We start from the raw sequence: 26,639 nt of genomic DNA, 5'->3' as shown, positions 1-26,639 counted from the left end.
CGTTTGCAAGAAATCACTTCAAGCCGCGATCTCAAAAGAGATCCAGTTGCACACCACCTTTTTGAGGTTGTCTGAAGTCGTCCAGGTTCAGTTTCTTCCTGCGCAGGCTGAGGCCCAAACGTTTCGCGGCAAGAGAATAGCGTTTGGAAATCTGATCTGCATAGGGACCTCGTCCTCTCATGCGTTCTCCCCATCTGGCATCGTAGTCCTTGCCGCCACGCATTGACCTGATGAGGTTCATGACGTGCCTGTACCGATCAGGGCAATGTCTAAGCAGCCAGTCACGGAAGAGTTCAGAGACTTCAAGGGGGAGCCGCAAAAGAACATAAGCGGCTTCCTGCGCACCATGTTCGGTAGCAGCTTCCAGTATGCTTTCAATCTCGCTGTCGGTGAGAGCTGGGATGATGGGAGCCATCATAACCAGGGCAGGGACGCCAGCTTCGTTCAGGGCTTTGATTGCGCCAAGACGTTTGTTTGGTGCGGACGCGCGGGGTTCCATGGCACGGCACAGTTTCTTGTCCAGCGTGGTGACGGACAGCGCGACCTTGACCAGATTGCGCTCGGCCATACGCGCGAGGATGTCAATGTCCCTGGTCACGAGTGCAGACTTTGTAACAATCGCGACCGGGTGAGAGCAATTGTCGAGAACCTCCAGGATTTCCCGCATCAACTTGTATCCGCGTTCCAGCGGTTGATAAGGGTCGGTGTTCGTGCCGATGGCAATCACGCGGGGAATGTAGCCCGGTTGTGACAATTCCCGTTCCAGAAGCTGTGCGGCATTGGGCTTTGCAAAGAGACGGGTTTCAAAATCCAACCCAGGAGACAGTCCCATATAGGCGTGGCTTGGTCGCGCAAAACAGTAGACACAGCCATGCTCGCAACCGCGATAAGGGTTGATCGAACGGTCAAAGGAGAGATCGGGCGAAGAATTGCGCGTTATGATCGTTCGTGCTCGCTCTTCCTGTACCTCGGTCTTCAATGGGGGCAAATCCTCAAGACTATCCCAACCATCATCAAAGCCTTCGTAGGATAGCGGTTCGAACCGACCGGATTTATTAAGGGCTGAGCCTCGGCCCCTTCGTCTGTCTTCAGTCAACCGAGGAGCGCTGTCTTCGGTATTGTCTGCCTCATGCTGCGCTGCAGCGAATTGCAAGGGCGTGCTCATGAGCGTATCTGGCGAGTAAATGAGAACATAATAGGAACATTAGCCAATTTCCGGGCGTTCTCAAGCCCATTCACTCGCACTTTGAAAAAAAATCCTGTAGAACTTCGGAACATGATTAGCGTCATTATTCCGACATACAATTCCGAAACCGAGTTGGTTCATGCCCTCTCGGCGCTGGTGCCCGCAGCCGCGGAAGGCGTCGTGCGCGAAGTCGTGGTCGTGGACGGAGGCTCAACGGACAATACCGGCCAGGTTGCGGACGCAGCCGGTTGTCATTGGGCGGTCTTGAAGAAATCAAAGGCTGAACGCCTCGCACTGGGTGCTGAGATCGCCAAAAGAGGCGACTGGTTGCTGTTCCTGCAACCGGAAACGCTGCTTGAAAGCGGTTGGCACCACGAAGCACAGGCGTTTGTCGAGCGAGCAGCCCGCGCACCTAACGGACCCCGCACTGCAGCCAGTTTCCGACTGCGATACGAAGCATTCGGGCCAGGTGCTCGTCTTGGCGAATCCGTCGCAGCTTTCCGCTCCCAGCTTCTCGGTATGCCTTACGGAAATCAGGGACTGCTGATTTCACGCCAGTTCTACCAAAAACTCGGTGGACACAGGCCTTTGCCGCAGCTGGAAGATCTCGACATTGCAAAACGTATTGGTCGTGGCCGAATGGTGTTTTTAAGGGCTGCCGCGGTCACATCCGGCGAACCGCAGCAGGAAGGTCTCATTGCGGGCCTGCGCCAGTCGCTCGCCCGCTTCTGCGTCGGAATCCTGCGCATTCCGGCAAGGGTCGCGATAAAACTCCACGGTTAGTGGCAGGCAGCGGCGATTTAGGCGGCGAACTGAAATAACAAAGCATTCCCTGAATTGGTCAGATACTCCAGAGCGGGTTTGTCATCTAATTTTCAGCTGCCAGGAACCATCCGGGTTTCTCTGGCCGTTGCACCTTGAACGCAATCCAGGCCCGAGGGACATGAGCGCATTGTTCCTTGCAACTGTGTCCTGGGCCGAATACTCAAAAATGAAGAGTAGCTGATGTCCGCCTTCGGGCCGGGAGGAGGAGACAGTCTGCCAGTGAGCCGGAAAACGGCAATAACGGACGGTAGGTTGAACTACGTGGTCGTCCAACTCGCGGCTTTTTGCGGTTATTGGAATGGAGTGCCGTCAAGGCCCGGGAGCCTCTAGCGACAAATGCATGGTCGCCTCGCAGTTGTAATGGGCGGCCAGAGCGGCGACTGTCTTGCAGGGACACTGTGAGGAGTTATCTAGATGTCGGATACGATGGAAGATGCCGCGATTAAGGCCTATGCCGCCGAACTGCTTGAGGCCTATGACACGGGCAACCAAATTGCGCCAATCACCGATCGTGACCCGGCCTTTGACGCCGAAACGGCGTATTCCATCGCCCACAGGGTCTCCGCACTGCGCGAGGCCCGGGGCGAGCGGAGGGTGGGCCGCAAGATCGGTTTCACGAACCGGACGATCTGGCCGCTCTACGACGTCACGGGCCCGATGTGGGGGCCGGTGTGGGATACGACCCTGCATGATATCGGTGAAGGGTCGCACAGATTGCCGAAATTGCCCGAGCCGCGGCTTGAGCCCGAGATTGTCTTCGGCCTGAAGTCCGCACCTCGAGCGGGGATGAGCGAGACCGACCTTGCCGGGTGCATCGACTGGGTGTCACACGGGTTTGAGGTCGTATTTTCGTCTTTCCCCGGCTGGCGCTTTTCCGACGCGGACTGTGCCGCCGCTTTCGGCTTGCATGGCGCGCTCTATCTCGGCCCAAGACTGCCCCTGACGCGATCCGTTGTCGAACAATTGCCGCGCTTTCGCGTGGTGCTTGAGGGGTCGCGCGGCAAGCGGCTTACGGGCTGCGGCGCAGACGTTCTGGACAGTCCACTCACAGCGCTCGGTCATCTCCTGAACACACTGGCAGCTGACACCGATGCACCGCGGCTGAGCGCGGGAGAGATCGTCACCACCGGTACCCTGACCGATGCCGCACCGATCAAGCCCGGTGACCACTGGACCACCCGGCTCGATGGCATCGATCTGCCTGGAATAAAGATCAACTTTATCTAAAGCGCATCTTCCAAATAACGGATCATTTGATGACGGAACGTGGTTCATTCGGCGATCCGTCCAGCTATTTGCTGGCCCTGGCGGCAGCCCGTTCCCGCTGCGCGACATAAAGGCCAGAGCCGAATATCACCGCAGCTCCGATAAATGTCATCTCGTCGGGAATTTCTCCCAGGAACCAGAACGCCAGCAGAGCCGCCCAGATCAGCTTCAGGAAATCGAAGGGCATGACGGCGGTTGGCTCGGTTTCCTTCAAGGCCTGGCTCAGGCTGACTTGGGCGACCGATCCGGCAAAACCGATGAACAGCAGCCAGCCCCAAGCCCAAAGGGTTGGGTCCTTCCAGACCCAAAGGGCCGGGCCGACCGAAAACACCGACAGGAAAATCCCCATCCAGGCGACGATGGCGACGCTGCTCTCCGTGCGCGACAAGGTCTTAACGATGATCAGAGCAAGCGACCACAGCAGCGCCGCGGCGATGACCAGCAGGGAACCGGTCTCCACGACGGCCAGGCCCGGCCGCAGGATGATCAGCATGCCGACGAAGCCGAGGCCGATCGCTGTCCATCTTCTCAGCCTGATCTTCTCCTTGAAGATCAGGACGCTCAGGACCGAGGTAAAGATCGGGGCCGTGAAACCAAGCGCGGTGACCTTTGCGAGCGGCGTTATGGCCAATGCCGTGAAGAACAGGAACATCGCCGCTATGTTCACGACCCCGCGCAGCGCATGAAGGCCGAACCGGCGTGTCCGCATTTGCACAAAACCTGGCCCGATCAGCAAGGGCACAAGAAAGGCGAGGCCGAACAGGTTGCGAAAGAAGGCGATCTGAAAGGGGTGGAGCTCGCTGGACGCGACCCGGACAGAAAAGTGCATGACCGCAAAGGCGACGGTCGAGGCACACATCATCACCACACCCCGAATGACCGGCGACTGGCTCTTCCAGGCGGCACCGAGCCCCGCAAAGCCTCCAGGAGTGAAGGGTTTCACAGGTGAACACTCTCGTCTTGCACCTGTCGGAGTACTACTGGCCTGAACATGGCGCCGGATTCCGGGAATGCGGCGGTCGGCCTTGAGGGGACCGCGTTGCCAAGATTTGCCTGGCGGTGCCTTTTCAACAGACCCGGGCCGAGGACACAAAACCGGATACCATCAACGCGCCGTGGACGACGTGATTTTGTTTTCAGGTGGGCATGCATTGGCAAAGCGCTGTTCCGAAAGACCCTAGAGACCGAGCTCAAGGGCCCTGAGCAGGCGGAACCGGGCCTTTCCCGTCTTGCCGCCGAGCGAGATCACGAAGGGCACCATGCCGTGTTTGGTGGTGTTCACGTATCCTGCCAAGGCTTTGACACCGGGGATCGTGCCTGTCTTGTAGCGCGAGCCGGCCTTGGTCCTGGGGAGCAGCTCGGCGTGCGGCGCAAACTCGGCCAGCACCCTGGCAAGGCCTTGGGTAGAGAAGCGGTTCTGTGTACTGATGCCCGAGCCCTCCTTGAGGACGATGCCTTCGGTGATGCCATGCTCGGCAAGGATCTCCTCCGCGACTTGTTGCGACTTTGCAAGGCTGACCGGTCCGCCGAGACGGTGTGCGCCAACCTCAAGAAAGATCTGGTTGGCGACATAGTTGTTCGACCCCAGCAGCATCTGGGTCAAGATCTCCGGCAGGGAGCGGGACTGGCGATGCACATGCACGGGCTCAAGTCCTTCGGGGATCGATCCGATCGATATCTCGCCTTCAACACTGCCGCCGGCCTTTCCGATAAAGACGGCGAGAAGCTCGCCGGCGTAGCGCACGCCGACGGAAGGGTCTTCCTGGGCAAGGCTGATGCGGCCGCGTCCCTTTGGGCCGCGTTTACGAAACTGGCTCACCGCCAGGGGCGTGATCGGGGTTTGCTTTTCTGCAGAGCGGACGGATTTTCCCGTTTTAACGGCATGGATCGTGTTGAAGTTAACCGCAAGCGCCGAGTTGAGGGCGTCATACGCCCTGCCGGTGTCCTCGATGCCGGGGATGCGCAGCTCTTGAGGGAAATAACTTGCGTCAAGAACCATGCCTGCGAACGACTCCTTGCCGGTTGCGGCGACAAGTTCGGGCGCGAGCAACGCAAGCTCCTCGGAGACAAGGAAGGGATCACCGCCGCCGCGCACATAAAGCACCCTGTCGCTATCCAGGTAAAACCGGGTCTGGAACCGGTGGTCACTCCCCAGAACCTCCATCGCTAGCCATGCGGTGACGATCTTGGCGACGGACGCAGGGACGAAGGACTTCCCCGCGTTTTGTGCCACCAGTTCATTGCCCTCGCCATCCAGCACCAGCACGACACCCGACGGTGCAACGCCGGCGACCTTTTCATTGATGCTGGCCAACGCTGGCACGCAAAGAAGAACAACGGCAAGGGCGAAGGCAAGCAGGCGCATGAAGGCTCCAGTCAGCCGCTGTTCCGGCGGCCGGTAGTCGAGAATACGGCTTCGCAATTCAATCGGAACTTCGACCGCTTGTGAATAGTCCATGTAAAACATGTCGAATTTGATCCGTTTTTGACGAATGCGGCGATTGCCTTATTCCCGTCTATTCAGCGAATTTGCTGCGTCTGGAACAAATGTCAGCATTCAGAACACGAATCCAAATTGTTGAATGACCGACTAGGGGCGCGTTTCAGAAGTTCCCTGGGGCTAAATGTCAGCGCAACCGGAATGTTCTGGGAAGAGCGCATGAGGGACTGCAAAGCTGTGGGTGCCATGGCCGTTTGGCTCGCTTTTGGATCACTTAGCTTGAAAGCTGAGCAAATCGGCTGCAGCCTCAAGAGAGCACTTTCCAATTGCGGAATGTCGGGCAAATTCAGAGAGTTTTCAGTTTGGGAAGGTCAAGATGAACGTTCTGCCAGACAGGTTTATGAGAGATCTTCACACGCTCCGCTCCTTCGGTGCGAGTGGGGTGGGCAAGGGAGTGGTGCGTCCGGCGTTTACCGAACCAGACGTGGCTGCCCGAAAGTGGCTGATCGACCAGTTGGAGGCGGTGGGCCTGGCCCCGCATGTGGATCCTGCGGGCAACGTCTTCGGCCTGACCGATGCTCCCTCCATGCTTTTGGGGTCTCACACCGATACCCAACCCGAAGGGGGCTGGCTGGATGGGGCATTGGGTGTCATCGTCGCATTGGAGATCGCACGTGCTGCGAAAGAGGCGGGTGGTCCACCAGTGTCAGTCGTGAACTTCCAGGATGAAGAAGGGCGGTTTGGCGCGCTGACCGGATCCAGCATTTATTCAGGCAAGACCAAACTTGCAGAGGCCGACGAATTCACGGACATGAACGGCGTCTCTTTCCGCGATGCGCGATCTTCAATGGCAGATGTTGCAGAGGCGTTCGTTTCACATAACCGGTTCACGGGTTTCATCGAACTCCATATCGAACAGGGCAGCACACTGCACGACGCAGGCGAGGCGATTGGTGTTGTCACCGGCATTGTCGGATCCCGGCAACTGCAGGTCACCCTGACAGGTCAGCAAAACCACGCCGGCACCACGCTGATGCACCAGCGAAGAGATGCGTTTCAAGCGCTGTCGGCATTCAACGCCGCACTAAACGACCGCCTTCGAAACATTGTAACACCGCGCACAGTCTGGACGATTGGAAGGATACAGCTGCGGCCCAATGCACCCTCCATTGTGCCTGGTGAAGTGGTGTTCGACGTGCAGTGGCGCGATGTTGATGACGATCGGCTGGCCCGGATCGAAGCTCTTGTTCGCGATCTTGTTGCCGAGATTGCCGTGGACCACGGAATGCAGGTTGAAATTGTGCCGATCAAGGCGCTGCAGCCGGTGCCAATGGACGCCAACTTGCGCGCGGCCTTGAGCGCCGCAGCTGAGGCGCAGGCCCCAGGAAAATGGCGCGAGATGCCGTCCGGCGCCTTGCACGACGCTTCAAACATGGCGCGATTGATGCCATCGGCGATGTTGTTTGTTCCGTCGATCGACGGGATCAGCCACGATTTTGCCGAGGACACGCACGAAGCCGACTTGATAACCGGCCTGCGTGTGATGGCGGACGCTGTCAGCCGGTTGAACTGAAACAGTTGTCAAACCGGAGCCCCCCGTTACTCAAACGCTTGTGCTCTCCGATAAACTTGACGCCGGACAATAGACTTCCCGAGGCCGGCCTGGTCCTTCGGGAGCAAAAATTTTGTCTCAGAACCAACGGGAAAAGCTTCTCTGGTCGGCGGAGTCTTCAGGCAAATTTACCATTCGATCTGACTGATCGAATGGCCGCCTCCTACCCAACTCGTAAATATGGTGCGTCTCAAACGAACATCTGTTTTCAGGCACAGGCTTCAACGCGGCGTATGTCCGATTTGGGGCACATTTCTGCCGTCGGCGGCATTCTCAGCGAGAGTCAGTTTTTTGCCCAGATTAACTCTTCAACCGGTCACTTTCCTGCATGGAAAGGACTTCCTGAATGAAGCTCGCTTTGGCGGCAGTGTAACTGCCGCGGTCATTTGAATGCGCTGCTGCAAGGCGGTTCTTTAAACGACTATACTGCTCTCTGAGTTGAGCATTCACCCTCATAATGTCACGGAAACTCAGATACGCATTCCATTGCGGGTCGCCGTCAATCATTGCGTGGAGATGGATGCTACGCACGTCGGGTGATGTTTCGAAGACAAACAGATGGCCGCCCTCGTCAGTCTTGTTTCCCCTGTATGAATAGCCAATCGAACACAAAGCGTTTTCCAGGAAAGATAGCAGTTCTGGCCGCACTATCAGCAGCGCTATGTCAAGGACTGGCTTTGCGGGCAAGCCATCAACCGATGTGCTGCCAACATGTTCAATTTCATTCGGCATTCCTCAAAATGCACTTTCTTCAGTTTGTTTTGTCAACGGAAGTCTCTCCGCAGTCTCGCTTTCCAAGCGCAGGTAATCTTTGATTTTCACCTGCGGCTGTTGGGCAAGTCCGGAGTGAGCCAATGTTGACCGCCAAAGCGCTTGTGCCTAGCTTTGGTTTTGGGGCCGACCTTTTGGAGCACCGTATGTTTGATCATGTCGAGTATTCTGTAGGCGATTTCTCAGCGGCTCATCGGTTTTATGTTCCAATTTTCGAAGCAATTGGTGCGCACGTAGCCTTCTTGGACGAGGAACTCGGTGAACTTGGTGTAGAAAATGAAGGTATCGTTCAGTTTTTGATTACCAAGGGCGCGCCGACTCAACCCAAAATTCATATTTGTTTCAGAGCGCCAGACAAAGAGGCTGTTCAGAAAGCCTATGATGGCGCAATTGCCGGGGGTGGCGTCTGTAACGGTAAGCCAGGGTATCGGGACCACTACGCACCTGGCTACTACGCCGCGTTTGTGTTTGATCCGGATGGGCACAATGTTGAAGTTCTCTTTCGGGAGACTGCGCCCGGAGCATCCTAACGCACAAGCGTTGCGTCGAGGACGTCGTGGAAGACCTGTACTACGAAGATGTCCTGGAAGCTTTGGTGTGTTGTCTCGACCGGATGAAAAACCGCTGATCGAGGATCGTATCACGATGAAGGCCGAGATAGATGGCATCACCGTTGAAGCGGACGTTTGAGTCATTTGCAGCAAACAGCCAGTTTGATCCCATAGTGATCGATGCTGCGTAGTACGTGAAGGTCTGGTTTCGAGTGTTCGAGAGTATAGGCTGGTTGGTCTAAGCGAACCGAACTGAACTGAACCGCCGGTTCACAATACGTCATGCCCTTTCTTGAACAAATTATGCTCCGCGCTGCATGGCTTCGATAATCCAGTTTCGAAAAGCTGTTACTTTCGGCAATCGCCTTGTGCCCGGTGCCTCCACAAACCAGTAGGACACATCTGTGGGAAATCGTCCGGGAAGTGCTGCAACGAGTTGACCGGTCGATATCGCATCCACTGCCAGCGTCTCAAGAGACAAGTACACACCTTGACCCGCAGCCGCTGCATCGAGGCACAGCGAGGCATCAGAAAAAACCGGTCCGTCCCCCAGGACAGTTTCCGATGTTTGGTTGGGCCGAAGCCAGACATCCCAATCAAACAATTGGTTCTTCTTTTCCCGGATGATTGGCAAGTTAGAGAGATCGGCAACCTCTTTTATGTGTTCTGCGAGGGCGGGTGCGCACACCGGAAACACGCGTTGAGGTGAGATTTCTTCAACCTCAACGTCTGGCCAACCTCCACGACCGACACGGATGCAGGCGTCCACGTCCCCAGGCGACGGCGTGACATGCGCGCCCGAGGCATCAATCCTAACACGGATGTCTGGTCGCAGCTTTGCGAACTGGCCAAGTCGCCGCACGAGCCATTTTGCGGCAAAGACAGGGGCAACGGAAATTGTGACGGCATCCTCAGGTTTGGCCTGGCTCAAAGCGATCCCACGGGCAAGCGTGGAAAAACCGTCGGTCAAATGAGATGAGAGATCTTGACCGATGCTCGTCGGAACAAGTCCTTTTTGCGTTCGCTCAAAAAGCCGACGCTCAAGCTGGGCCTCGGCCTTCAGGATCCGTTGGCTCACGGCCCCGGGTGTTACGCCAAGCTCATCAGCCGCCAAACGAAGCGAGCCAAGACGCGCGACGGCTTCCACAGCCCGCAAAGCAGAAAGATTCATTTTGGGAAGGAGAGCCATATAGCTTTTCTATACCCAAAGCGAGAATATTTCGATCAGAATCTGGAACTTGCCGTGTTAGCTCATTGGGCATGTTGATCATCTATCTCACTCCTTCCAAAAAATGGTTCACACGACTGCTTCTGCGCTTACATCGGCTGTGCTCCGTTGATCATCAGACCGAATATGAACGCTGGCGGACCGATCCATTCTCCCATCCGGATATACGTAGAATGGGCATGCGCGAGCTCGCGGACTTGCCATTCCCAACCAAGGTCAGCTGCGAAGCGCAGGTCGCTGCAAGCCAAGACACGACAAAGTCGATACAAAAAGAAAGGTTCACCAAATGACACATCATCCGGCATTTGCGAGGGACAAAGTTGCGCTGATCACTGGCGGGGCCGCCGGTATAGGCTTTGCCTTGGCAAAACGCTTTGCTGAGATGGGACTGAAGCTCGTCCTGGTGGACAATCGCGCCGATACACTCCGCTCGGCCGTAACGGCGTTGACGCGAACCGAGGTTATGACAGCTGTTGTCGATGTGTCCGACCGCGTTGCTCTGCAAGAGCTGCGAGAACAGGTCAATGCGCGATTTGGCGGTATTGACGTTCTTGTCAATAATGCGGGAATTGAGCCGTCAAGTGATGCGTTAGGCCCCCTTGATAAATGGCAAAATGTTATGGGTGTGAACCTTTGGGGCATCATCCACGGATGCCAGGTGTTTGTTCCCGATATGATTGCCCGCGCTCGCCCTGGCCTGGTGATCAACACAGGATCCAAGCAGGGCATAACAGCCCCTCCTGGAAACCCGGCCTATAATGTCTCCAAAGCGGCTTTGAAAACATATACCGAGGCTTTGGAACATCAACTGCGGAATGTTAATGGCCCGCGCATTAACGCCCACCTTCTCATCCCTGGCTTTGTATTCACGGAACTCACTGCAGGCGACCGCGCAGAGAAGCCAGCAGGAGCTTGGACCCCAGACCAAACTGCCGCCTTTGCGCTGCAAAGTGTCAAAAGAGGGGATTTCTATATCCTGTGTCCAGACAATGATGTCGACCGGGAACTGGACGAAAAGCGTATGGTCTGGGCCATGGGAGATATCATTGAAAACCGCCCGCCCCTCAGCCGTTGGCACGAAGACTGGACGGCTGTCTACGATGCGTACATTGCGCAAGGCGATATGCCAAGAAGTCCAGACAGATAACGGTTCTTCCGGCGAGTTTCACAATCCTGTCAAAGCAGACATTGCCGCAGCTGCAGCGAACGGCAGCTCCGTCATGCAACTTGGTCATTCGTTCTAACGGGAAGTTATAGCCACATTTTTGGTTGAAACATTGATCGGCTTAAGCCTGGATTGGCGGTGCATTTTTGCCGTTCAGTACACTCGCAGCGAAGGTCGGTTTTGAGTTGGTGTGGAAGTAGTCGGGAATTGCGTGCCTTCTCGCAGCGAAAAATGTCCCGAGACAACTCAAAATCAATTCAATCCGTTCAAGTAACCTGACGCAGAACCGCTACCGGACATGGAGAAAAAGACGCCTTTGTCACGCACTGCGCTGTTTGGTTTCTGCCGGACCTTGTTCCTCAGAGCCTCTGCCGTAATGGAAACCCCAACCTCGAGATTTGAATGGTGTTCACCAAGGCTCGGATCAATCAGGCCATGCTGGTAACGGTCGACAAGCGCTTCAGGGAGGTCAACCAGCCAGAAGTTTTCATCAGAATGGCAGGACAGAAGGATCGTATAGGGTTCAATCCCGTGTTCCTTGATCATCGCCTCAATCAGGACCATGCCGTCATCAGGTGAAAGGCCGACTTCCTCTCGAACGGCCTTGGGTGCTGCCGTGAATCTGTAGGCAGGTGGCGCCCTGCGCGGCAGTCGAAAGAACAAGGGTGGCTTTTCAAGCAGGCTGGGGCAGAGAGCCCCAATTTTTTCGACGAAGACTTTTCCGACGCCGTAATCATCGCCCTGAAAGGCAATCATGTGTTCAACCGATTTGTAGGCAATGTGTTCATGCCCTGCGAATTCGGCGAAATTCACATCACCGATCCAAACGTCGTTCTGGTAATCGACATCCAAAAGCGTGAATTCACATCCGGTGATCCCGATGCTGAAATTCCATTGATGCTCAAAAAGACGATTTACCTCTCCCGGATTGCGCATCAGGATCTTGATCCCAATGACGCCAAATGGCGCTTCGCGTGAGATCATCTTTTGAACGCCGCCATCCTGAATATCAAACACCGTGGAGGTGTTCCACAAGTCGATAAGATGAGACTGGAACTCTGCGCCTATCGCATCAATCAGTCTTTCAACGCGGCCCTTGCTTGGTGACACTTCAGTCTCCGGTCTCTGTTTGGTCACTCATTCTTCCAGACCAATATATGTCATCTACGTATTGTCAGGAACGCCCTCCTTTTGAAAAAAGCACTCCTGAAGAGGTTTAGTGGATCCGATCCACAATGAACGGCTAGTCCACGCCAAACTTGTGAATTCAATCCGACTGCGATGAATGACGGCTTTCAGAAGCAAAGGGAATACCGACTCCCGCCCGATACGACAGTTCAAAGCAGCTGTATTGTTTTTGGTACGGTGAACTTCTGGTTAGGGCCTAGGGAGGGTCTTGGGTGCGGTGCGCTGAATTTGAAATTCGAGCAGGAAGCGGACGTATCACACAATAGCAATCAGAGTGCTTTTTGTGGGCGAAGCCAACACGCAATAGGTGAAACACGTTGAAATTACTCAGTCACTTTGTAGTTTGAAATTTGGTTTATGACGGTCATGCTCCGGGTCATGAACAGCGACACCAAAGAGACAGAATCCGACCAGATGTTCTACGCTGCCGAGCAGGCGGGATTGAAGCTGGCCATCAAGGGCAGGATCATTACGGTCGTGTTCGTTGCGACCTTTATGGCGCTCACCCGCGGTGCCGAACGGGCGCCGGACTTCATCCTTGGCGGTTTGGTATTCGTAGCGCTCGGGCTGCTTCATTTCCGCATTATCGGATCGTCCATTGACCGGCCCTGGGTGAAATACGTCTTTATCACCATCGATGTTTTCTTGCTGAGTGCAGCAGTGGCCTTCCTGCCCGCCGAACCTGTAAGTCAGGTACCGCAGGTAATGATCTTCCGGTTTCAAGTGTTCCCCTTCTATTTTCTCATACTGGCCGTTGCCGCGTTCAGTTTTTCACCGGGCCTTGTTTTCTGGTCGGGTGTGGCGGGCGCGGTCGGATGGATGGCGGCATTTTTATACATTCGCTCGGGTATGGAGCGGATTTTGGAATGGGGTGATATCCCGATGAATCCAACGCCGGAAGAATTTCTCGCCGTCTTTCTGGACGTAGATTTCGCGGCCTCGGGCACGCGGTTGCAAGAGGCTACGATCTTTTTCGTCGTGGCAACGCTCATTGCTATCGTCATGCGACGGGCACGTGGTGTTGTTCTTCGCCAATTGGAGGCAGAACGGGGCGTTGCGTCGATTTCGCAATTGTTCGGCCGCTTTGTCCCCAAATCGGTTGCCGATTCCATGATCCAGCATGAAGGAGCATTGGCCCCGGTGGAAAGGGAAGCAACGGTCCTTATTGCGGACGTAGCGGGGTTCACGGCGCTGACCGAGACCAAAGGAGCGCAGGCTATTGTTGATACTTTCAACGCCTACTTCGAAGCCGCCTCTGAAGTGATCGGCACGCACAACGGGGTCGTGACCCAATTTATCGGCGATGCTGTGCTTGCTACCTTCAACGTGCCCGCAGAAGATCCGGAGCACAGACAACATGGGATCGATGCCGCTGTCGATCTATTGAAGCTAGTGCAATCTACCACGTTCGCAGGCGAGAGGTTGGAGATTCGGGTGGGTGTAAGCACTGGCCCCGTGATTGCTGGAAATGTCGGTGGTGGAGGTCGGGCTGCCTATACCGTCTATGGTGAGGCGGTCAATCTCGCCTCGCGCCTAGAAGCGTTAAACAAGGAACAGGGAACGTTGATCCTGGTTTCTGGGACAACAGTTGCAGGGGCCAATGAGAGCGGTCTCTCGAAAGTCGGCCAGGTCGATGTGCGCGGCATCAGCGAGCCTGTGGACATCTACAGCTTGGCATAGAAGAGGTTACCCGCCGTGTTGGACCATATGTCCGTCTGGGGGAAAAGTCATTTTCCGAAGCAAGGTTGAAGGGCCGTTTCGAATTGCGCTTGCCATTCGTTGTTGTTGGGGTGACAGACTGTACTGCATCCCCGCAACGAGCTCTAACTGCTTCACGCTTACCTGCCGAGGTCAGGTGCTCGTTGCGATTGGGTCAAACGGCCGAACTGCGGACAATGGCAACCTTGGTCGTCACTTGGTCATCGACCACTTTAGACAGCCAGCGTCACTTATCGTGCCCAGATGTAGGCGGGAAACCGGCGCTCTCCTGCCAGGATCAGAACGGCAACCCCGAACACCAAGGACGGGATCAGAGAGATTTCCAGCCAGCCAAGGTGTTCAGCGAACCAGCCACCTATCATAGGCAGTGGAAATGCAATGCCGTAGCCGATCAAAGTCATTCCCGCAGTCAGCTGCGTGACAGCTCTTCCTTTTGCAATGACGGCTGGCAGCGATACCAATAGGATGAGTTCCACCGATGCTGCGAACCCAGTGAGCAGAGCACCCAACCAAGAAGCCCATCCGGAGAGGAAGGTAAATAGAGCAAGTCCAATCACGGCCAATCCGGCAGATGCCGCTATCGGCCTCCGCCTGCCAATCCAACCTGGACTTGCCAACACTACGAAAGAAGCCAGCAAGGGTGTTACATTGTAGAGCAACAGTAACCAGGCAAGTGCTTCGCGCTCACCTCGTGCATCCAGTATCACGCCAATATATGAGTTGATGACAAAAAACAGGACAACCGATCCGGCAAGAAGCAAACCAAATTGCCATACGCGGGTGTCGTTCCAGTTTGGCAATGATGCAGTCGATGCCAGATCCTTCACACCGGCTTCGGGCGCAGTATTGGTATCTTTGGGTGCTCGTACGAATGTCACGGCCAACGAAATAAGCAAGATGGGAACAGACCACAAAAACAATGCCATGCGCCAATCTTCTCCGGCCAGCGGCAGCACCAAAGGCAAGGTCAATCCAGCCCCAGACACTTCCCCAACCATCATACCGTTCAGGTAGACGGCATTGCCGAGTGCAATGTGACCGGGCGTCCACACTCTGGTCGCCGCAGGTAAAGCAGTCTGGAATAAGGCAACGCCAAATCCCATAAGAACAGAAACCGCAAAAAGCATCAGACTCGAAGGCGCATATCCGCGTGCGGTGGACGCCACCGCCATCAGCAAGACGCCAAAAATAATTGCAGCTTTCAAACCGAAGCGTCCGATCAGAAGTGTCGCGGGAATCGCGCCAAAGGCAATGGCGACCACAGGCAACATGGTCAAAGCTCCGATACCCATAGCTTCCAACCCATAGGATTCCGCAACACGGGTTGCCAAAGGTGGTGTGGCCAAAACCGGCACGCGCAGTGTCCAGCCGACCAGCCACAAGATAGCCAGTGTGAAAATCGGAAATGATTGAGAGCGCCGTCGCACAGTTTGCTCCTCTAGTGGCAATTCGAGAGCGTGGATCGGCTGACAATACAATTCCTAATAATTTGCGGTAGATGTGTTAATTTGAGATCTGATATCTAATTTTTGGAAAGCAAATGAATAGATTTGCCGAGATTGAAGCATTTGTGGCCGTCGTCGAAACAGGCTCGTTTTCAGCTGCAGCTGAACGCCAGGGCGTGGCGATTTCAGCAGTCAGCCGCAGGGTCGACGAAATGGAAGCACGTTTTGGTGTCAGACTTACGCTTCGCTCGACGCGCGGCGTAAAGGCCACGGAAAGAGGGAGAGAATACTACGCTCACTGTCTGCGGCTGATATCTGATCTGAACGAAGCAGACAGCGCGATTTCCGGTCAAGACAGACCAATCAAAGGCCTCATTCGTGTCGCTTGCCCACCCGCCTTCGGTGTGCGCTACCTGGCACCACTTGCCAATCAGTTTGCAGCGTCAAACCCCGAGATCCATTTCGACATTGAATTGAGTGATCGGCCCGTCGACTTGATCGAAGGGGGATTTGATTTCGCAATACGTCTCGGGCATTTGGATGATCCGGCGCTGACTTCGGAACCACTTTTTTCCGTCCGCTACGTCGTCGCAGCCAGCCCGGCCTTTTGGGATCAGTATGGTCGCCCAACCACACCAGAAGATCTGACTGGGTTTCCAGCGCTCGCGTATCGTGTTGGACCCGATCCCGCGCGCTGGCAGTTTTCACGCCCGAACGGGCAAAAACTGGATGTGCGGCTATCACCGCGCATTGTCACCAACAATGGAACCGTCCTGGTTGATGCGGCCAAAGCAGGTCTGGGTGTTTGCCTGGAACCCAGTTTCGTTTGTAACGATGCAATCCTGGAGGGGACGTTGGAGACAGTACTGGACGATCACCGCACCTATGGACGAGACGCAAAACTGGTTCGCCCGGCAGCCAGACCGCTGTCTCGGCGAGCCGAAGATTTCCTAGATACTCTTCGAGGTGAATTCGCGATAACGGCCCCTTGGGAGATCGGGGAATAGAAATACTCCTGCTGCCTTATCAATCGGCCTGACGCGTATTGCAGACAATTGCCCGGAAAGCAGTATGGGTCACTTTGGCCTTTCAGACGCCGGTCGACCAAACGGACAAAGTCGCAATGTCCGGGGTGACGCTGATATTGAAGCTCCGCAAACGAGCGCTGAAAATAGGACGGACTTTCTCCAACGCCAAATGGCGGTTAAACGCGCCAATTCTGCCTCGCCTTCGTCAAGCCTGCTGCCATCCGGCGATTGATGAGCCTAAGGCCTAGGCTGCTTCTAGCGGCTCATAAAAGTCGACGATCGGTCCAAGCGGAACAATACCGTTCGGGTTTCGCAGCTCGCTTTTGGAGTGGTAGCCTCTCCGGTAAATGTCGAGCTTGACCGTGTCGGCGACACCTTTTAGGGCAAAGAAACGGCGGGCATAGGCCCACAGATGCGGGTAGTCGATCAATCTGCGTTTATTGCATTTGAAGGCGCTCCAATAAGCGGCATCAAACCGTGCCAGCGTCGGAAAGAGACGTATGTCGGCCTCCGTGATCCTTTCTCCCGTCAACCAGGAGCGAGTCTCAAGCACATTTTCAATCCGATCCAGCGCTTCGAAGACCTCGGTTACCGCTTCATCGTAAGCTGTTTGCGAGCGTGCAAAGCCTGCGCGATAAACACCATTGTTGAGTTTCGGATAAATGAACGCATTCCAGTCGTCGATGTCGCTCTGCAGCTCACGCGGGTAATAGTCGACCGGATTTTCAGCAAAGTCCTGAAAGGCACTGTTGAGCATGCGAATGATTTCAGCCGACTCGTTGCTCACCAGCGTATCGGTTCTGGTGTCCCATAGAACGGGTACTGTGACCCGCCCTGTATAGTCAGTGGTGCCCTTCGCATAGATCTGGTGCAGGGCTGCGGCGCCGGAGAGGGCATCAAAATAGCCGCTTTGCGGGTCAAACACCCAGCCGTCCTCTGTGCGTTTAGGGGCGAGGATGGAAATTCCGATGTGATCCTGAAGCCCTTTCACCGCACGCATCAACAAGGTGCGATGTGCCCAGGGGCAATTCCAGGCAACATAGAGATGGTAGCGGCCGCTTTCTGCACCAAACCCGGCTTTCCCCGTTTGCCCCGCGGAGCCGTCCGGTGTGATCCAGTTCCGGATCTGCGCTTTCGATCTTTCGAAGCGATCGCCATCAACGCTGTCTCCTGTTGCATCGGGATCCCAGATGCCATCGACGAGCATGCCCATTCAAATCTCCTTTCCGGCTGATTTAGGCCGCTGCTGCTGAAGTTACAGGGGGCAGGTCATGCGAATGGAAGGAAATTCGACATCTCCAGGCAAAAGAACGAGAACTCGCTCGATACTTTCAAAACCGCAAGCGCGGTAAAAACGCTCGCCATTCAGTGTCGAATAGCAATTCAGTTCAGAAAGACCGTGGGACTTCGCGTCGCTAAAGCAACGTTGCATCAACAGGCGGCCAATTCCCTGACCAGTGAATTCAGGATCCGTGCCGAAATGGCGGATGTTGCCGTTGTTTTCCGTCTCTCCACGCCCTGTCGGGGATGCCTTTGTCCAGCCGCCGGCACCGACCAGCTGACCGTCTTCAGTTTCCGCCAGATAATAACTTCCGGAGCTCAGTAGCTCAGGTCTTGCACGCGTGATCAACGGCAGAGCCTTGGCAAGAGTTGCTGCATCGTAAGCACTCTTGAGCAGAGCTGTGTAACTTTTGAGAAGCAATGCTGAAACAGCCGGCTCATCGTTCAGAACTGCGACCCGAATGAGAAACGGCAATTCTCAAGCCTCCTGGAGTTTGCCGCGTTTCAAATGTTCATCGAGCCGCGGCATGATCTCAACGAAGTTGCACGGCATGTGCCGATAGTCGAGCTGCCACTTCAAAATTCCGTCCCATGCGTCCTTGCAGGCTCCTGTTGATCCGGGGAGCACGAATATGTAGGTCGCTCCGGCCACACCGCCTGTTGCCCGGGACTGGATGGTCGACGTTCCAATCTTGTCATAGGAAATGCGATGGAACACTTCGGAAAATCCGTCCATGCGCTTTTCAAACAGCGGCTCCATGGCCTCAGGTGTCACGTCCCGACCGGTAAAGCCGGTCCCACCGGTAGAGACAATGACGTCAACACCCTTGTCCGCGATCCAGGCTTTTGCGATCTCTTGAATGGCCGGAACGTCATCCTTGACGATCTTGCGGTCTGCCAGGGCATGGCCGGCGCTTTTGATCCGGTCTGCAAGCGTTTTGCCCGACTTGTCTTCATCCAGTGAACGTGTGTCGGACACCGTCAGTACGGCAATATTGAGCGGAATGAACGGGCGGCTTTCATCGAGACGTGACATGAATAACTCCTTTGCCCCAACACTTAGGCACTCAAGACCCCAGGGTCCAGTTCGGTTGTGCTTGTGTGACTTGCATTGATGTTCGCGTAATAAAATTACAAAAAATAACAAGATTGAGACACTTGCAAAACATATAGGTCAGTATTATTGACTTAATTTGTCTCTTTTGAAAGCCAGTGAGCCCGCCATGACCACCTGGGAAAGCCTTTACGCCAAGCGCGCCAGTCGAATGCGCGCGTCGGAAATTCGTGAACTGTTGAAGTTGCTGGACCGTCCGGATGTGATTTCGTTTGCAGGCGGTATTCCTGACCCTGAGCTGTTTCCCGCCGAGAGTTTCCAGAAAGCCTATGAGGAGATTCTGGGTGGTACGGAGGCGGCAAAGGCACTTCAATACGGAGTGAGCGAAGGCAGTTTGCGCCTGAGAACGTGGATTGTTGCTCATATGCGCGAACTTGGTGTTGATTGCGCGCCAGAAAACATTCTCATCACGTCCGGGTCGCAACAGGCATTGGACTATCTCGGCAAGCTGTTTTTGTCCCCGGGGGACACCGCGCTTGTCCAATGGCCCACCTATCTTGGCGCGGTTCAGGCCTTCAACGCATATGAGTTGCAATTTGACCGGCTGGACCCGGGAACCAACCGTGCCGCAGCGGACTATGCGAAAAAGGCGGATGAAACCGGTGGGCGGGTCAAGTTCGCGTATCTGTCTCCTGACTTCGCCAATCCGACTGGCTTGACTGTCGGTCTTGAAGACCGGCACCGCATTTTGGCTCTGGCTGAGAATTTGTCCTGCGCGGTTGTCGAAGACGCTCCTTATGAAAGTCTGCGATATGACGGTGACGCGGTGCCGCCGATGCTGGCTTTGGACTGTCAAAAAACCGGCGGTATCGAGAATAGCCGAACGCTCTATTGCGGCAGCTTTTCCAAATCCCTGTCTCCGGGCCTGAGGTTAGGCTGGATCTGTGCAGCCTCGGAAGTGATTTCCAGGCTGGTTCTGATCAAGCAGGCAAGCGACCTCAACACACCCGTTCTCAATCAGGATGCCATGGCGAGGGTTGCTGAACGCGAGTTTGCCGCCCACACGGCCAGAACAAACCGGATCTATCGGGCACGGCGCGACGCCATGCTTGAAGCGCTTGAAAAGCACATGCCGGAGGAGTGCCGTTGGACCAGACCTGAAGGGGGTATGTTTATCTGGGTGGAGTTGCCGGCTGGATGCGATGCTGCCGAGTTGCTGCAGAGCTCGGTTGAAAGAGCCAAAGTCGCCTTCGTTCCAGGGCGAGCGTTCCATCCCGATGGCAGCGGTGCAAATACGATGCGGCTGAGTTTTTCCTGCGCTGATGAAAGGAAAATTGAAGAAGGTGTTTCGCGGTTGGCCCGCTTGATTGCTGAAACTGTCACGTCCAAGCTGTAGGCAGATCTGAATGGAAGCAGCAGATTGGTGCGTCACTGATGGCATTGCATGAACATGTCGACAACTATTGTGAGCGGGTTGGGCCCGATTTCTGGTCCGAACCGGTCAACGCCATCACAAACGCTGCTTTTCTGGTTGCCGCAATTGCCGCGTTTTTCCTGTGGCGGCGAAAGACACCGCAGGACTGGCCGGCATTTGTCCTGATTGGTGTTGTTTTTGTTATCGGTGTCGGCTCATTCCTGTTTCACACCTTCGCCACCCGTTGGGCGGCCCTCGCAGACGTTTTGCCAATTGCCATTTTCATTCACGTCTATTTGTTTTTTGCACTGAAACGGTTCCTTTCCGTCAGTTGGTGGCTCGCATTGCTGATTGTCGTCGGGTTTTTCCTGGCAACACCGTTTGTCGCTCAAGCAATCGCCCCCCTGGTCGGCTCCTCTGCGGGATATGTGCCGGCTCTCGTTGCGATTTTCGTCGTAGGGGCATTGTTTAGAGCGCAAAATGCTCGGCTTGGTGCACAGGTTCTGATCACGGGCATCGTCTTCGCGCTTTCATTGGCTTTCCGCATGTTGGATGAGCCAATCTGCAACCACTTTGCCGTTGGAACGCATTTCCTGTGGCATATCCTGAATAGCATTGTGCTCTTTGCACTGTTGCGGGTTCTCATTTTGCATCGCGCCGGATAAAGCTCAGAGACAATTCATCAAATCGCTGCAATAGTTGGCTGGGGGCCATGCCGCCGCGAGTTGCAGAAAAAAGACTACCGAATGAAATATGCCAGGGAGACAGGGACAGTCATGAGCGACAGCAAATCCAACGAAAGCGATCTGACAGAAGCCGCCCTGTATTTTCATGAGCATCCAAGGCCTGGAAAACTTGAAATCCACGCCACCAAGCCATTGGGCAACCAGCGCGACCTGGCGCTCGCCTATTCACCGGGTGTTGCAGCCCCCTGCCTCGAAATTGCCGAGGATCCCGCAAAGGCTGCCAACTACACGTCCAGGGGCAACCTTGTCGCTGTGATCTCGAACGGAACCGCAGTTCTTGGTCTTGGAAACATCGGGCCGCTTGCCTCCAAGCCCGTGATGGAAGGCAAGGCTGTCCTCTTCAAGAAATTCGCGGGCATTGATGTGTTCGACATCGAAGTCGCGGAGAACAATGTCGACAAGTTCGTTGACGCCGTTTCGGTTCTGGAGCCGACTTTTGGCGGCATAAATCTGGAAGACATCAAAGCGCCCGAATGCTTCATGATCGAAGCCAAATTGCGCGAGAAAATGAACATCCCGGTCTTTCACGACGATCAGCATGGCACGGCGATCATCGCCGGCGCAGCCGTTCGAAATGGTCTGCACCTGGCCGGCAAGAAAATCGAAGATGCCAAGATCGTCGCCTCCGGGGCCGGCGCTGCCGCACTCGCCTGCCTGAACATGCTCATTTCCCTTGGCGCAAAGCGTGAAAACATCTGGGTCACTGATATTGAGGGCGTCGTCTATGAAGGACGCGAAGCGCTCATGGATGAGTGGAAGTCTGCTTTTGCTCAAAAAACCGATTTGCGCTCTCTGGACCAGGTCATTGAGAATGCGGATGTCTTTCTGGGATTGTCCGCAGGCGGCGTGCTGAAACCGCATATGGTTGAGAAAATGGGCAAGGGGCCCTTGATCCTTGCTCTCGCCAACCCGAATCCGGAGATCATGCCTGAAGAGGCGCAGAAAGTGCGTAGTGATGTCGTGATGTGCACCGGGCGCTCCGACTATCCAAACCAGGTCAACAACGTTCTGTGTTTTCCATATATCTTCCGTGGCGCGCTCGATGTTGGAGCAACCACGATCAACGAAGAAATGAAACGCGCTGCGGTTGAGGCAATTGCGGGCCTTGCACAGGAAGAGCCCTCAGACGTCGCTGCGCGTGCTTATGGAGGCAAGACCGAAACCTTCGGCCCGAACTACCTTATACCTTCACCGTTCGACCAGCGCCTGATCCTGCGCATTGCACCAGCTGTTGCCAAGGCTGCCATGGACACCGGTGTTGCAACGCGTCCGATCGAGGATTTTGATGCTTATTACGACCGGCTGAACCGCTTCGTGTTCCGGTCAGGCCTCATCATGAAACCGATCATCCACAACGCCACCAAGGATCCGCAACGGATCATATACGCGGAAGGGGAAGACGAGCGGGTGTTAAGAGCCGCGCAGGTTCTGATCGAGGACAAGATCGCAAAGCCCATTTTGGTTGGCCGGCCCGATGTTCTTCAGCAACGTTGTGAACGGTTCGGTTTGAAAATCCGCCCTGAGGTCGATTTTGAATACGTCAACCCGCAGGATGATCCCCGCTATCGCGAATATGTCGACGAGTATTTCGAGTGTGTCGGCCGCCTCGGCCTGCCGCCTGACGCAGCAAGAACCGTCGTGCGCACGAACGCCACCGTCATTTCCGCATTGGCGGTCCGGCGGGGCGAAGCGGACGCCGTCATCTGTGGGCTGGAAGGGCGTTACACCCGTCACCTGAGGGATATCAAGCAGGTCATTGGTGTTTGTGAAACGGCACGCGATCTCTCGGCCATGTCTTTGTTGATCAACAGCCAGGGCGCTCTGTTTCTGTCAGATACCTTCGTAACCGAAGATCCGACGGCGCAGGAAATCTCGGAAATGGCTATCCTGGCGGCCCAGGAAATCCGCCGGTTCGGTATCGAGCCCAAAATCGCTCTTCTGTCGATGTCCAACTTTGGGTCTCGCGAGACAGCGTCCTCGCGCAAGATGCGCGAAGCGCTTGAACTCATCTGGGAACGTCATCCAGAGCTGGAAGCAGACGGTGAGATGCATGGCGATTCTGCTCTGAGTACCGCCTTGCGTGAACGCGTCATGCCCAACAGCAAACTGACGGGTGAGGCGAACCTCCTGCTGTTTCCGAACCTCGATTCCGCCAACATTGCCCACAATCTGTTGAAGGTGGCCACACAAGCTCTGCACGTCGGGCCGATCCTTCTAGGAACTGCGCAACCAGCTCATATTCTGACGCCGTCCGTAACCTCTCGGGGCGTCGTGAACATGTCAGCGCTGGCCAGCGTGGAAGCACAAACCCGGACAAGCTGATCGCTGCTTCAATTTGCGCATTCCCTTTGCTGACGCGAGCCGGTACATCCGGTTCGCTTCTGTTCTGTCCACCAAAGCGTCAACCAAGTGAAACACCCAGCAGATTGCGTCGACAAATCCGACATCCGCACAGCCATCGACAAGCTCGATGACGATCTCCTGCAGATTTTTGCCCGCAGGCAAGAATATGTGCGCCGTATGGCGGAACTGAAGAAAAGGCCTGAAGAGGCATTCGACCATGAACGTATTGAAACCATGGTTGCTGCAATCAAAGAGCGGGCAGCGGCGCTGGGTCTGGAAAGCGACCAGGCCGAGCTGATCTGGCGCACCCTGATTGATTGGAATGTCGCTTACGAAAAGCGGACAATCTCCGCGCGTTTGGCCGGCGACGCGGTAACCTCGTGAGGTGACTTTTCCGTTATTTGCATGGCTGACGCTGTCAACTGGCGGCAAAGTGCCTACCTATGTGGTCACTTGTTGGTCAGCTCAAGGACGGAACACCTCATGAAATTCAGGACGTTTTGCCTGCCTGTACTTGCCGCGATGTCCATTTCCCTGACGGGGGCCACAACGCTTCCAGTGGCAGCTCAATCTTCATTCAATCTGGAGACTGTTGCAGAGGGACTGTCCTATCCCTGGAGCGTTGCCATGCTGCCGGACGGTGGCTTTCTGGTAACCGAGCGCGACGGTGCCCTCAAGCACGTCGATGCCACCGGCAGTCAGCGGATCGTCGAAGGTGTGCCGCAGGTGTTCGCTCAAGGCCAGGGTGGTCTTCTGGATGTTGTGCTTAGTCCGGATTTCGAAAATGATGCCACTGTGTACCTGACCTTCTCGCAAGGGTCTCCGGAAGGGGCCGGAACATCTTTGTTCAAAGCCGTGCTGGAGCAAACTCAAAGCGGCGGCTACGCGCTGAAAGGCGAGACGATTTTTGCCGGCAACAACAAGGCTTACGGGGGGCGGCACTTCGGCTCCAGGATTGCCTTTGCTCCGGATGGCACGTTGTTCATGACGATCGGCGACAGGGGGGACGGCGACAGGGCCCAGGTGACTTCGGACCACACTGGCTCCGTGTTGCGCCTGACAACCGATGGCTCGCCGGCACCTGACAATCCCTTTGTCGGCGACGACAGCTACAAGCCGGAAATCTGGTCAATTGGTCACCGTAACCCGCAAAGTGCTGCGATCAATCCGGCTACGGGTGTTCTTTGGACCGTAGAGCACGGAGCCCGTGGAGGGGATGAAATCAACATTCCGGAAGCTGGCAAAAACTATGGCTGGCCGATCATTTCCTATGGACGTCATTACTCGGGCGGCAAGATTGGCGAAGGCACTTCCAAACCCGGTTTGGAGCAACCCATTCATTACTGGGATCCGTCAATTGCACCTTCAGGCATGGCTTTTGTTACAAGCGATACCTACCCTGACTGGAAGGGTGACCTGCTGGTAGGGGCATTGCGCGGCCAGCATCTTTCCAAACTGGATCTGAGCGGCAACGAAGTTGTTGGCGAAGAGCAGTTGCTCACGGATCTTGGTGAGCGAATCCGAGATGTGCGTCAGGGTCCGGATGGTTACATCTATGTTTTGACAGACAGCGATGATGGTCGTCTGATCCGGCTGGTTCCCTGATCCGTTAACGACAGGTTTGAACATTAAAGGGATTTCAGGCTGTCTGGCTTGACTTTTGCAGCTGCTAAGACGATATAGCAGCCAGCAATCGCTGCCGCGTGAGCAGACAGCGCGCCGAAGATTTCTGGAAGCCAACCGGTTTCCTGGCTGCCGCTTCCCGATTGCCCAAACATGAGCCTAATGAGGGGCTCAAACAGTTCCCAATTCACGCGAGGGTCTGGCGGCATGGAGCCTTCATTGTATTGAATCCGGCTGCCGCGCTTCATAACAAACCGCAGGGCAGGTGCCGTGCGGTACCGCAAGCGTGTTTCGTTGCGCTTGCAGTCAAGGAATTCAATTTGACCGATTTTCACAGCCTGGGACTTTCCGGCGACCTTCTTACTGCTGTTTCTGAAAATGGCTATGAGACACCAACGCCGATCCAGCAAAAGGCAATCCCGCTCATTCTTGAGGGCAAGGACCTGATGGGCCTTGCTCAGACTGGTACCGGCAAGACCGCCGCTTTCGGACTTCCCCTGATCGACCAGCTCGTGGCCGATGGAACCCATCCACGCGCACGCGGCACGCGTGCGTTGGTGCTTGCGCCGACACGCGAACTTGTCAATCAGATCGCAAAGAACCTGATTTCGTTCCTGAAAAAGACACCACTTCGGGTCACTTCTGTTGTTGGTGGTGTGTCCATCAATGGACAGATCAAACGCCTTTCCAAGGGTACGGACATCCTTGTGGCGACACCGGGACGTCTGCTCGATCTCGTTGATCGTGGGGCGGTTGATCTTGGTACGGCGTCCTATCTCGTCCTTGACGAAGCAGATCAGATGTTGGATCTCGGCTTCATTCATGCACTTCGCCGGATTGCCGGCCTGGTAGCCGATGAACGCCAGACACTTCTGTTTTCCGCCACGATGCCGAAACAGATCAATGAACTTGCCCAGTCCTACCTCAAAGATCCGGAGCGGGTTGAAGTCGCGCCTGCCGGCAAGACTGCCGACAAGATCACACAATCAGTCCACTTCATGGATCGAAAGGCCAAGGGCGATTTCCTGGTCGATCAGTTGAAGGCCAAGCCGGATGGCATGTCTTTGGTCTTCTGCCGCACCAAACACGGGGCAGAGCGACTGATGCGAAAACTGGCGCAGTCCGGCATCGCAGCCGGGTCCATCCATGGCAACAAAAGTCAGAACCAGCGCGAACGGGCCATTCGGGATCTCAAGTCAGGTGCCATCAATGTTCTCGTTGCAACGGATGTCGCTGCAAGAGGGATCGATATCCCTGGCGTCAGCCACGTCTATAACTTCGAGTTGCCTGAGGTTGCCGAAGCCTATGTGCATCGGATTGGCCGGACAGCCCGCGCAGGCGCGGAAGGTGAAGCCGTTGCGTTGTGTGCACCGGAAGAAATCGGCCTTTTCAGGCAGATCGAGAAATTGATCGGTATCGATATCGCGGTTGCCGGCGGAGACGTGCCACCCATGTCTGCAGCAAGCAAGGTAAAGCGTGGTGGAGGCAATCGAGGCAACAAGCCTTCGACCAAGAAGCCCTACCGCAAACAATCCGCTTCGGGCGACAACGACAACAGGGCACAATCCCGGCGCTCGCGCCGTAGACGGACGTCAAATCGGCAAAACGCCGCCTAAGACTTCTGTTCTGGGAATTTGTGTTTTCACACAGACGTCTCGATTTCATGAAAAAGCACCGGGAAGTGGCCTTCCCGGTGCTGTCCTTGTGGTCGATGGGTTTCAGAAGAGCACAGGCTACTCTGAATGAATTTTTCG

The 26,639-nt window shown here is 55.4% G+C and carries 23 protein-coding genes; 13 read left to right on the top strand and 10 right to left on the bottom strand.

The genetic code is table 11. The annotated features are described in order from the left end of the window. Positions 1 to 31: 31 nt before the first annotated feature. The gene (locus FIV00_RS23745; RefSeq protein WP_152503073.1) at positions 32 to 1,165 is read right to left on the bottom strand and encodes a PA0069 family radical SAM protein; all 1,134 of its coding nucleotides are present in this window, start codon (positions 1,163 to 1,165) and stop codon (positions 32 to 34) included. Positions 1,166 to 1,276: 111 nt separating this feature from the next. Between FIV00_RS23745 and FIV00_RS23740 the strand changes: the two genes are divergently transcribed. Together FIV00_RS23740 and FIV00_RS23735 are read left to right on the top strand one after the other, a co-directional pair. After that, entirely contained in the window at positions 1,277 to 1,969 is a 693-nt protein-coding gene (locus tag FIV00_RS23740; protein ID WP_152503072.1) for a glycosyltransferase, read from the top strand. Between the two features lie 456 nt (positions 1,970 to 2,425). Beyond that, a complete protein-coding gene (locus FIV00_RS23735) occupies positions 2,426 to 3,238 on the top strand; it encodes a 2-keto-4-pentenoate hydratase (protein ID WP_173006124.1) in 813 nt (270 codons plus the stop codon). Positions 3,239 to 3,302: 64 nt separating this feature from the next. Here FIV00_RS23735 and FIV00_RS23730 read toward each other — a convergent pair whose 3' ends face one another. Next, positions 3,303 to 4,220: a DMT family transporter gene (locus FIV00_RS23730; RefSeq protein WP_152503071.1), complete on the bottom strand. Its 918-nt coding sequence runs from the start codon at positions 4,218 to 4,220 to the stop codon at positions 3,303 to 3,305. Positions 4,221 to 4,454: 234 nt separating this feature from the next. Then, positions 4,455 to 5,744, bottom strand: a complete 1,290-nt coding sequence (locus FIV00_RS23725; RefSeq protein ID WP_247649276.1) for a D-alanyl-D-alanine carboxypeptidase/D-alanyl-D-alanine-endopeptidase — start codon at positions 5,742 to 5,744, stop codon at positions 4,455 to 4,457. Between the two features lie 349 nt (positions 5,745 to 6,093). Between FIV00_RS23725 and FIV00_RS23720 the strand changes: the two genes are divergently transcribed. Then, the gene (locus tag FIV00_RS23720) at positions 6,094 to 7,290 is read left to right on the top strand and encodes a hydantoinase/carbamoylase family amidase (protein WP_152503070.1); all 1,197 of its coding nucleotides are present in this window, start codon (positions 6,094 to 6,096) and stop codon (positions 7,288 to 7,290) included. 339 nt (positions 7,291 to 7,629) lie between these two features. Here the strand turns inward: FIV00_RS23720 and FIV00_RS23715 are convergent, their stop codons facing one another. Then, positions 7,630 to 8,061, bottom strand: a complete 432-nt coding sequence (locus FIV00_RS23715) for a GrpB family protein (protein WP_152503069.1) — start codon at positions 8,059 to 8,061, stop codon at positions 7,630 to 7,632. A gap of 122 nt (positions 8,062 to 8,183) precedes the next feature. On the opposite strand from FIV00_RS23715, the gene FIV00_RS23710 reads away from it, so the two are divergent. Then, positions 8,184 to 8,630: a VOC family protein gene (locus FIV00_RS23710; RefSeq protein ID WP_152503068.1), complete on the top strand. Its 447-nt coding sequence runs from the start codon at positions 8,184 to 8,186 to the stop codon at positions 8,628 to 8,630. Positions 8,631 to 8,952: 322 nt separating this feature from the next. On the opposite strand, the gene FIV00_RS23705 is transcribed toward FIV00_RS23710, so the two are convergent. Continuing rightward, positions 8,953 to 9,840 (bottom strand): LysR substrate-binding domain-containing protein, encoded by an 888-nt coding sequence (locus FIV00_RS23705; protein WP_152503067.1) that lies wholly within the window; start codon positions 9,838 to 9,840, stop codon positions 8,953 to 8,955. 325 nt (positions 9,841 to 10,165) lie between these two features. On the opposite strand from FIV00_RS23705, the gene FIV00_RS23695 reads away from it, so the two are divergent. After that, on the top strand, positions 10,166 to 11,026 hold the full coding sequence (locus FIV00_RS23695; protein WP_152503065.1) for an SDR family oxidoreductase: 861 nt from the start codon (positions 10,166 to 10,168) through the stop codon (positions 11,024 to 11,026). A 270-nt stretch (positions 11,027 to 11,296) separates the two neighbouring features. Here FIV00_RS23695 and FIV00_RS23690 read toward each other — a convergent pair whose 3' ends face one another. Next, complete coding sequence (locus FIV00_RS23690; RefSeq protein ID WP_152503064.1) at positions 11,297 to 12,181, bottom strand: hypothetical protein; 885 nt, start codon at positions 12,179 to 12,181, stop codon at positions 11,297 to 11,299. Positions 12,182 to 12,589: 408 nt separating this feature from the next. Between FIV00_RS23690 and FIV00_RS23685 the strand changes: the two genes are divergently transcribed. Further along, positions 12,590 to 13,912, top strand: a complete 1,323-nt coding sequence (locus tag FIV00_RS23685; RefSeq protein WP_152503063.1) for an adenylate/guanylate cyclase domain-containing protein — start codon at positions 12,590 to 12,592, stop codon at positions 13,910 to 13,912. A 269-nt stretch (positions 13,913 to 14,181) separates the two neighbouring features. Here FIV00_RS23685 and FIV00_RS23680 read toward each other — a convergent pair whose 3' ends face one another. Next, complete coding sequence (locus FIV00_RS23680; RefSeq protein WP_152503062.1) at positions 14,182 to 15,378, bottom strand: CynX/NimT family MFS transporter; 1,197 nt, start codon at positions 15,376 to 15,378, stop codon at positions 14,182 to 14,184. Between the two features lie 113 nt (positions 15,379 to 15,491). On the opposite strand from FIV00_RS23680, the gene FIV00_RS23675 reads away from it, so the two are divergent. Continuing rightward, on the top strand, positions 15,492 to 16,403 hold the full coding sequence (locus tag FIV00_RS23675) for a LysR family transcriptional regulator (RefSeq protein ID WP_152503061.1): 912 nt from the start codon (positions 15,492 to 15,494) through the stop codon (positions 16,401 to 16,403). Positions 16,404 to 16,668: 265 nt separating this feature from the next. Here the strand turns inward: FIV00_RS23675 and FIV00_RS23670 are convergent, their stop codons facing one another. Genes FIV00_RS23670 through moaB form a run of 3 tightly spaced genes read right to left on the bottom strand, consistent with a single transcriptional unit; the run spans position 16,669 to position 18,741 of the window. Continuing rightward, entirely contained in the window at positions 16,669 to 17,637 is a 969-nt protein-coding gene (locus FIV00_RS23670) for a glutathione S-transferase family protein (protein WP_152503060.1), read from the bottom strand. Positions 17,638 to 17,679: 42 nt separating this feature from the next. Next, on the bottom strand, positions 17,680 to 18,180 hold the full coding sequence (locus tag FIV00_RS23665) for a GNAT family N-acetyltransferase (protein ID WP_152503059.1): 501 nt from the start codon (positions 18,178 to 18,180) through the stop codon (positions 17,680 to 17,682). A 3-nt stretch (positions 18,181 to 18,183) separates the two neighbouring features. Beyond that, entirely contained in the window at positions 18,184 to 18,741 is a 558-nt protein-coding gene (gene moaB, locus FIV00_RS23660) for a molybdenum cofactor biosynthesis protein B (protein ID WP_152503058.1), read from the bottom strand. A 187-nt stretch (positions 18,742 to 18,928) separates the two neighbouring features. Here moaB and FIV00_RS23655 point away from each other — a divergent pair, with 187 nt between their 5' ends. The 6 genes from FIV00_RS23655 to FIV00_RS23630 all read left to right on the top strand — a co-directional run bounded on the left by FIV00_RS23655 (position 18,929) and on the right by FIV00_RS23630 (position 26,501). Beyond that, positions 18,929 to 20,155, top strand: coding sequence for a PLP-dependent aminotransferase family protein (locus FIV00_RS23655; RefSeq protein WP_152503057.1), 1,227 nt, complete (start codon positions 18,929 to 18,931; stop codon positions 20,153 to 20,155). A gap of 38 nt (positions 20,156 to 20,193) precedes the next feature. Further along, positions 20,194 to 20,838 carry a ceramidase domain-containing protein gene (locus FIV00_RS23650; protein ID WP_152503056.1) on the top strand — a complete coding sequence of 215 codons (645 nt, stop codon included), beginning with the start codon at positions 20,194 to 20,196 and terminating at the stop codon, positions 20,836 to 20,838. Between the two features lie 111 nt (positions 20,839 to 20,949). Continuing rightward, the gene (locus tag FIV00_RS23645; RefSeq protein WP_152503055.1) at positions 20,950 to 23,241 is read left to right on the top strand and encodes an NADP-dependent malic enzyme; all 2,292 of its coding nucleotides are present in this window, start codon (positions 20,950 to 20,952) and stop codon (positions 23,239 to 23,241) included. A gap of 87 nt (positions 23,242 to 23,328) precedes the next feature. Further along, positions 23,329 to 23,646, top strand: a complete 318-nt coding sequence (locus FIV00_RS23640; RefSeq protein WP_152503054.1) for a chorismate mutase — start codon at positions 23,329 to 23,331, stop codon at positions 23,644 to 23,646. Between the two features lie 99 nt (positions 23,647 to 23,745). Beyond that, on the top strand, positions 23,746 to 24,867 hold the full coding sequence (locus tag FIV00_RS23635) for a PQQ-dependent sugar dehydrogenase (RefSeq protein WP_209006681.1): 1,122 nt from the start codon (positions 23,746 to 23,748) through the stop codon (positions 24,865 to 24,867). Between the two features lie 338 nt (positions 24,868 to 25,205). Next, complete coding sequence (locus FIV00_RS23630) at positions 25,206 to 26,501, top strand: DEAD/DEAH box helicase (RefSeq protein ID WP_152503053.1); 1,296 nt, start codon at positions 25,206 to 25,208, stop codon at positions 26,499 to 26,501. The last annotated feature ends 138 nt before the right edge of the window (positions 26,502 to 26,639 follow it).

This window comes from Labrenzia sp. THAF82, from assembly GCF_009363435.1.
Lineage (GTDB): Bacteria > Pseudomonadota > Alphaproteobacteria > Rhizobiales > Stappiaceae > Roseibium > Roseibium porphyridii.
The sequence above is the reverse complement of the archived record's forward strand: the minus strand, read 5'-3'. Positions and strand labels throughout refer to the sequence as shown.

What these genes read in the sequence shown, in the direction of transcription:
- FIV00_RS23635 (WP_209006681.1), top strand. Translation starts at nt 23,746, where the DNA reads ATGAAATTCAGGACGTTTTGCCTGCCTGTACTTGCCGCGATGTCCATT.
- FIV00_RS23725 (WP_247649276.1), bottom strand. Translation starts at nt 5,744, where the DNA reads ATGTTTTACATGGACTATTCACAAGCGGTCGAAGTTCCGATTGAATTG.
- FIV00_RS23745 (WP_152503073.1), bottom strand. Translation starts at nt 1,165, where the DNA reads ATGAGCACGCCCTTGCAATTCGCTGCAGCGCAGCATGAGGCAGACAAT.
- FIV00_RS23720 (WP_152503070.1), top strand. Translation starts at nt 6,094, where the DNA reads ATGAACGTTCTGCCAGACAGGTTTATGAGAGATCTTCACACGCTCCGC.
- FIV00_RS23715 (WP_152503069.1), bottom strand. Translation starts at nt 8,061, where the DNA reads ATGCCGAATGAAATTGAACATGTTGGCAGCACATCGGTTGATGGCTTG.
- moaB (WP_152503058.1), bottom strand. Translation starts at nt 18,741, where the DNA reads ATGTCACGTCTCGATGAAAGCCGCCCGTTCATTCCGCTCAATATTGCC.
- FIV00_RS23685 (WP_152503063.1), top strand. Translation starts at nt 12,590, where the DNA reads ATGACGGTCATGCTCCGGGTCATGAACAGCGACACCAAAGAGACAGAA.
- FIV00_RS23735 (WP_173006124.1), top strand. Translation starts at nt 2,426, where the DNA reads ATGTCGGATACGATGGAAGATGCCGCGATTAAGGCCTATGCCGCCGAA.
- FIV00_RS23740 (WP_152503072.1), top strand. Translation starts at nt 1,277, where the DNA reads ATGATTAGCGTCATTATTCCGACATACAATTCCGAAACCGAGTTGGTT.
- FIV00_RS23705 (WP_152503067.1), bottom strand. Translation starts at nt 9,840, where the DNA reads ATGGCTCTCCTTCCCAAAATGAATCTTTCTGCTTTGCGGGCTGTGGAA.
- FIV00_RS23650 (WP_152503056.1), top strand. Translation starts at nt 20,194, where the DNA reads ATGGCATTGCATGAACATGTCGACAACTATTGTGAGCGGGTTGGGCCC.
- FIV00_RS23695 (WP_152503065.1), top strand. Translation starts at nt 10,166, where the DNA reads ATGACACATCATCCGGCATTTGCGAGGGACAAAGTTGCGCTGATCACT.
- FIV00_RS23710 (WP_152503068.1), top strand. Translation starts at nt 8,184, where the DNA reads ATGTTGACCGCCAAAGCGCTTGTGCCTAGCTTTGGTTTTGGGGCCGAC.
- FIV00_RS23675 (WP_152503061.1), top strand. Translation starts at nt 15,492, where the DNA reads ATGAATAGATTTGCCGAGATTGAAGCATTTGTGGCCGTCGTCGAAACA.
- FIV00_RS23645 (WP_152503055.1), top strand. Translation starts at nt 20,950, where the DNA reads ATGAGCGACAGCAAATCCAACGAAAGCGATCTGACAGAAGCCGCCCTG.
- FIV00_RS23670 (WP_152503060.1), bottom strand. Translation starts at nt 17,637, where the DNA reads ATGGGCATGCTCGTCGATGGCATCTGGGATCCCGATGCAACAGGAGAC.
- FIV00_RS23655 (WP_152503057.1), top strand. Translation starts at nt 18,929, where the DNA reads ATGACCACCTGGGAAAGCCTTTACGCCAAGCGCGCCAGTCGAATGCGC.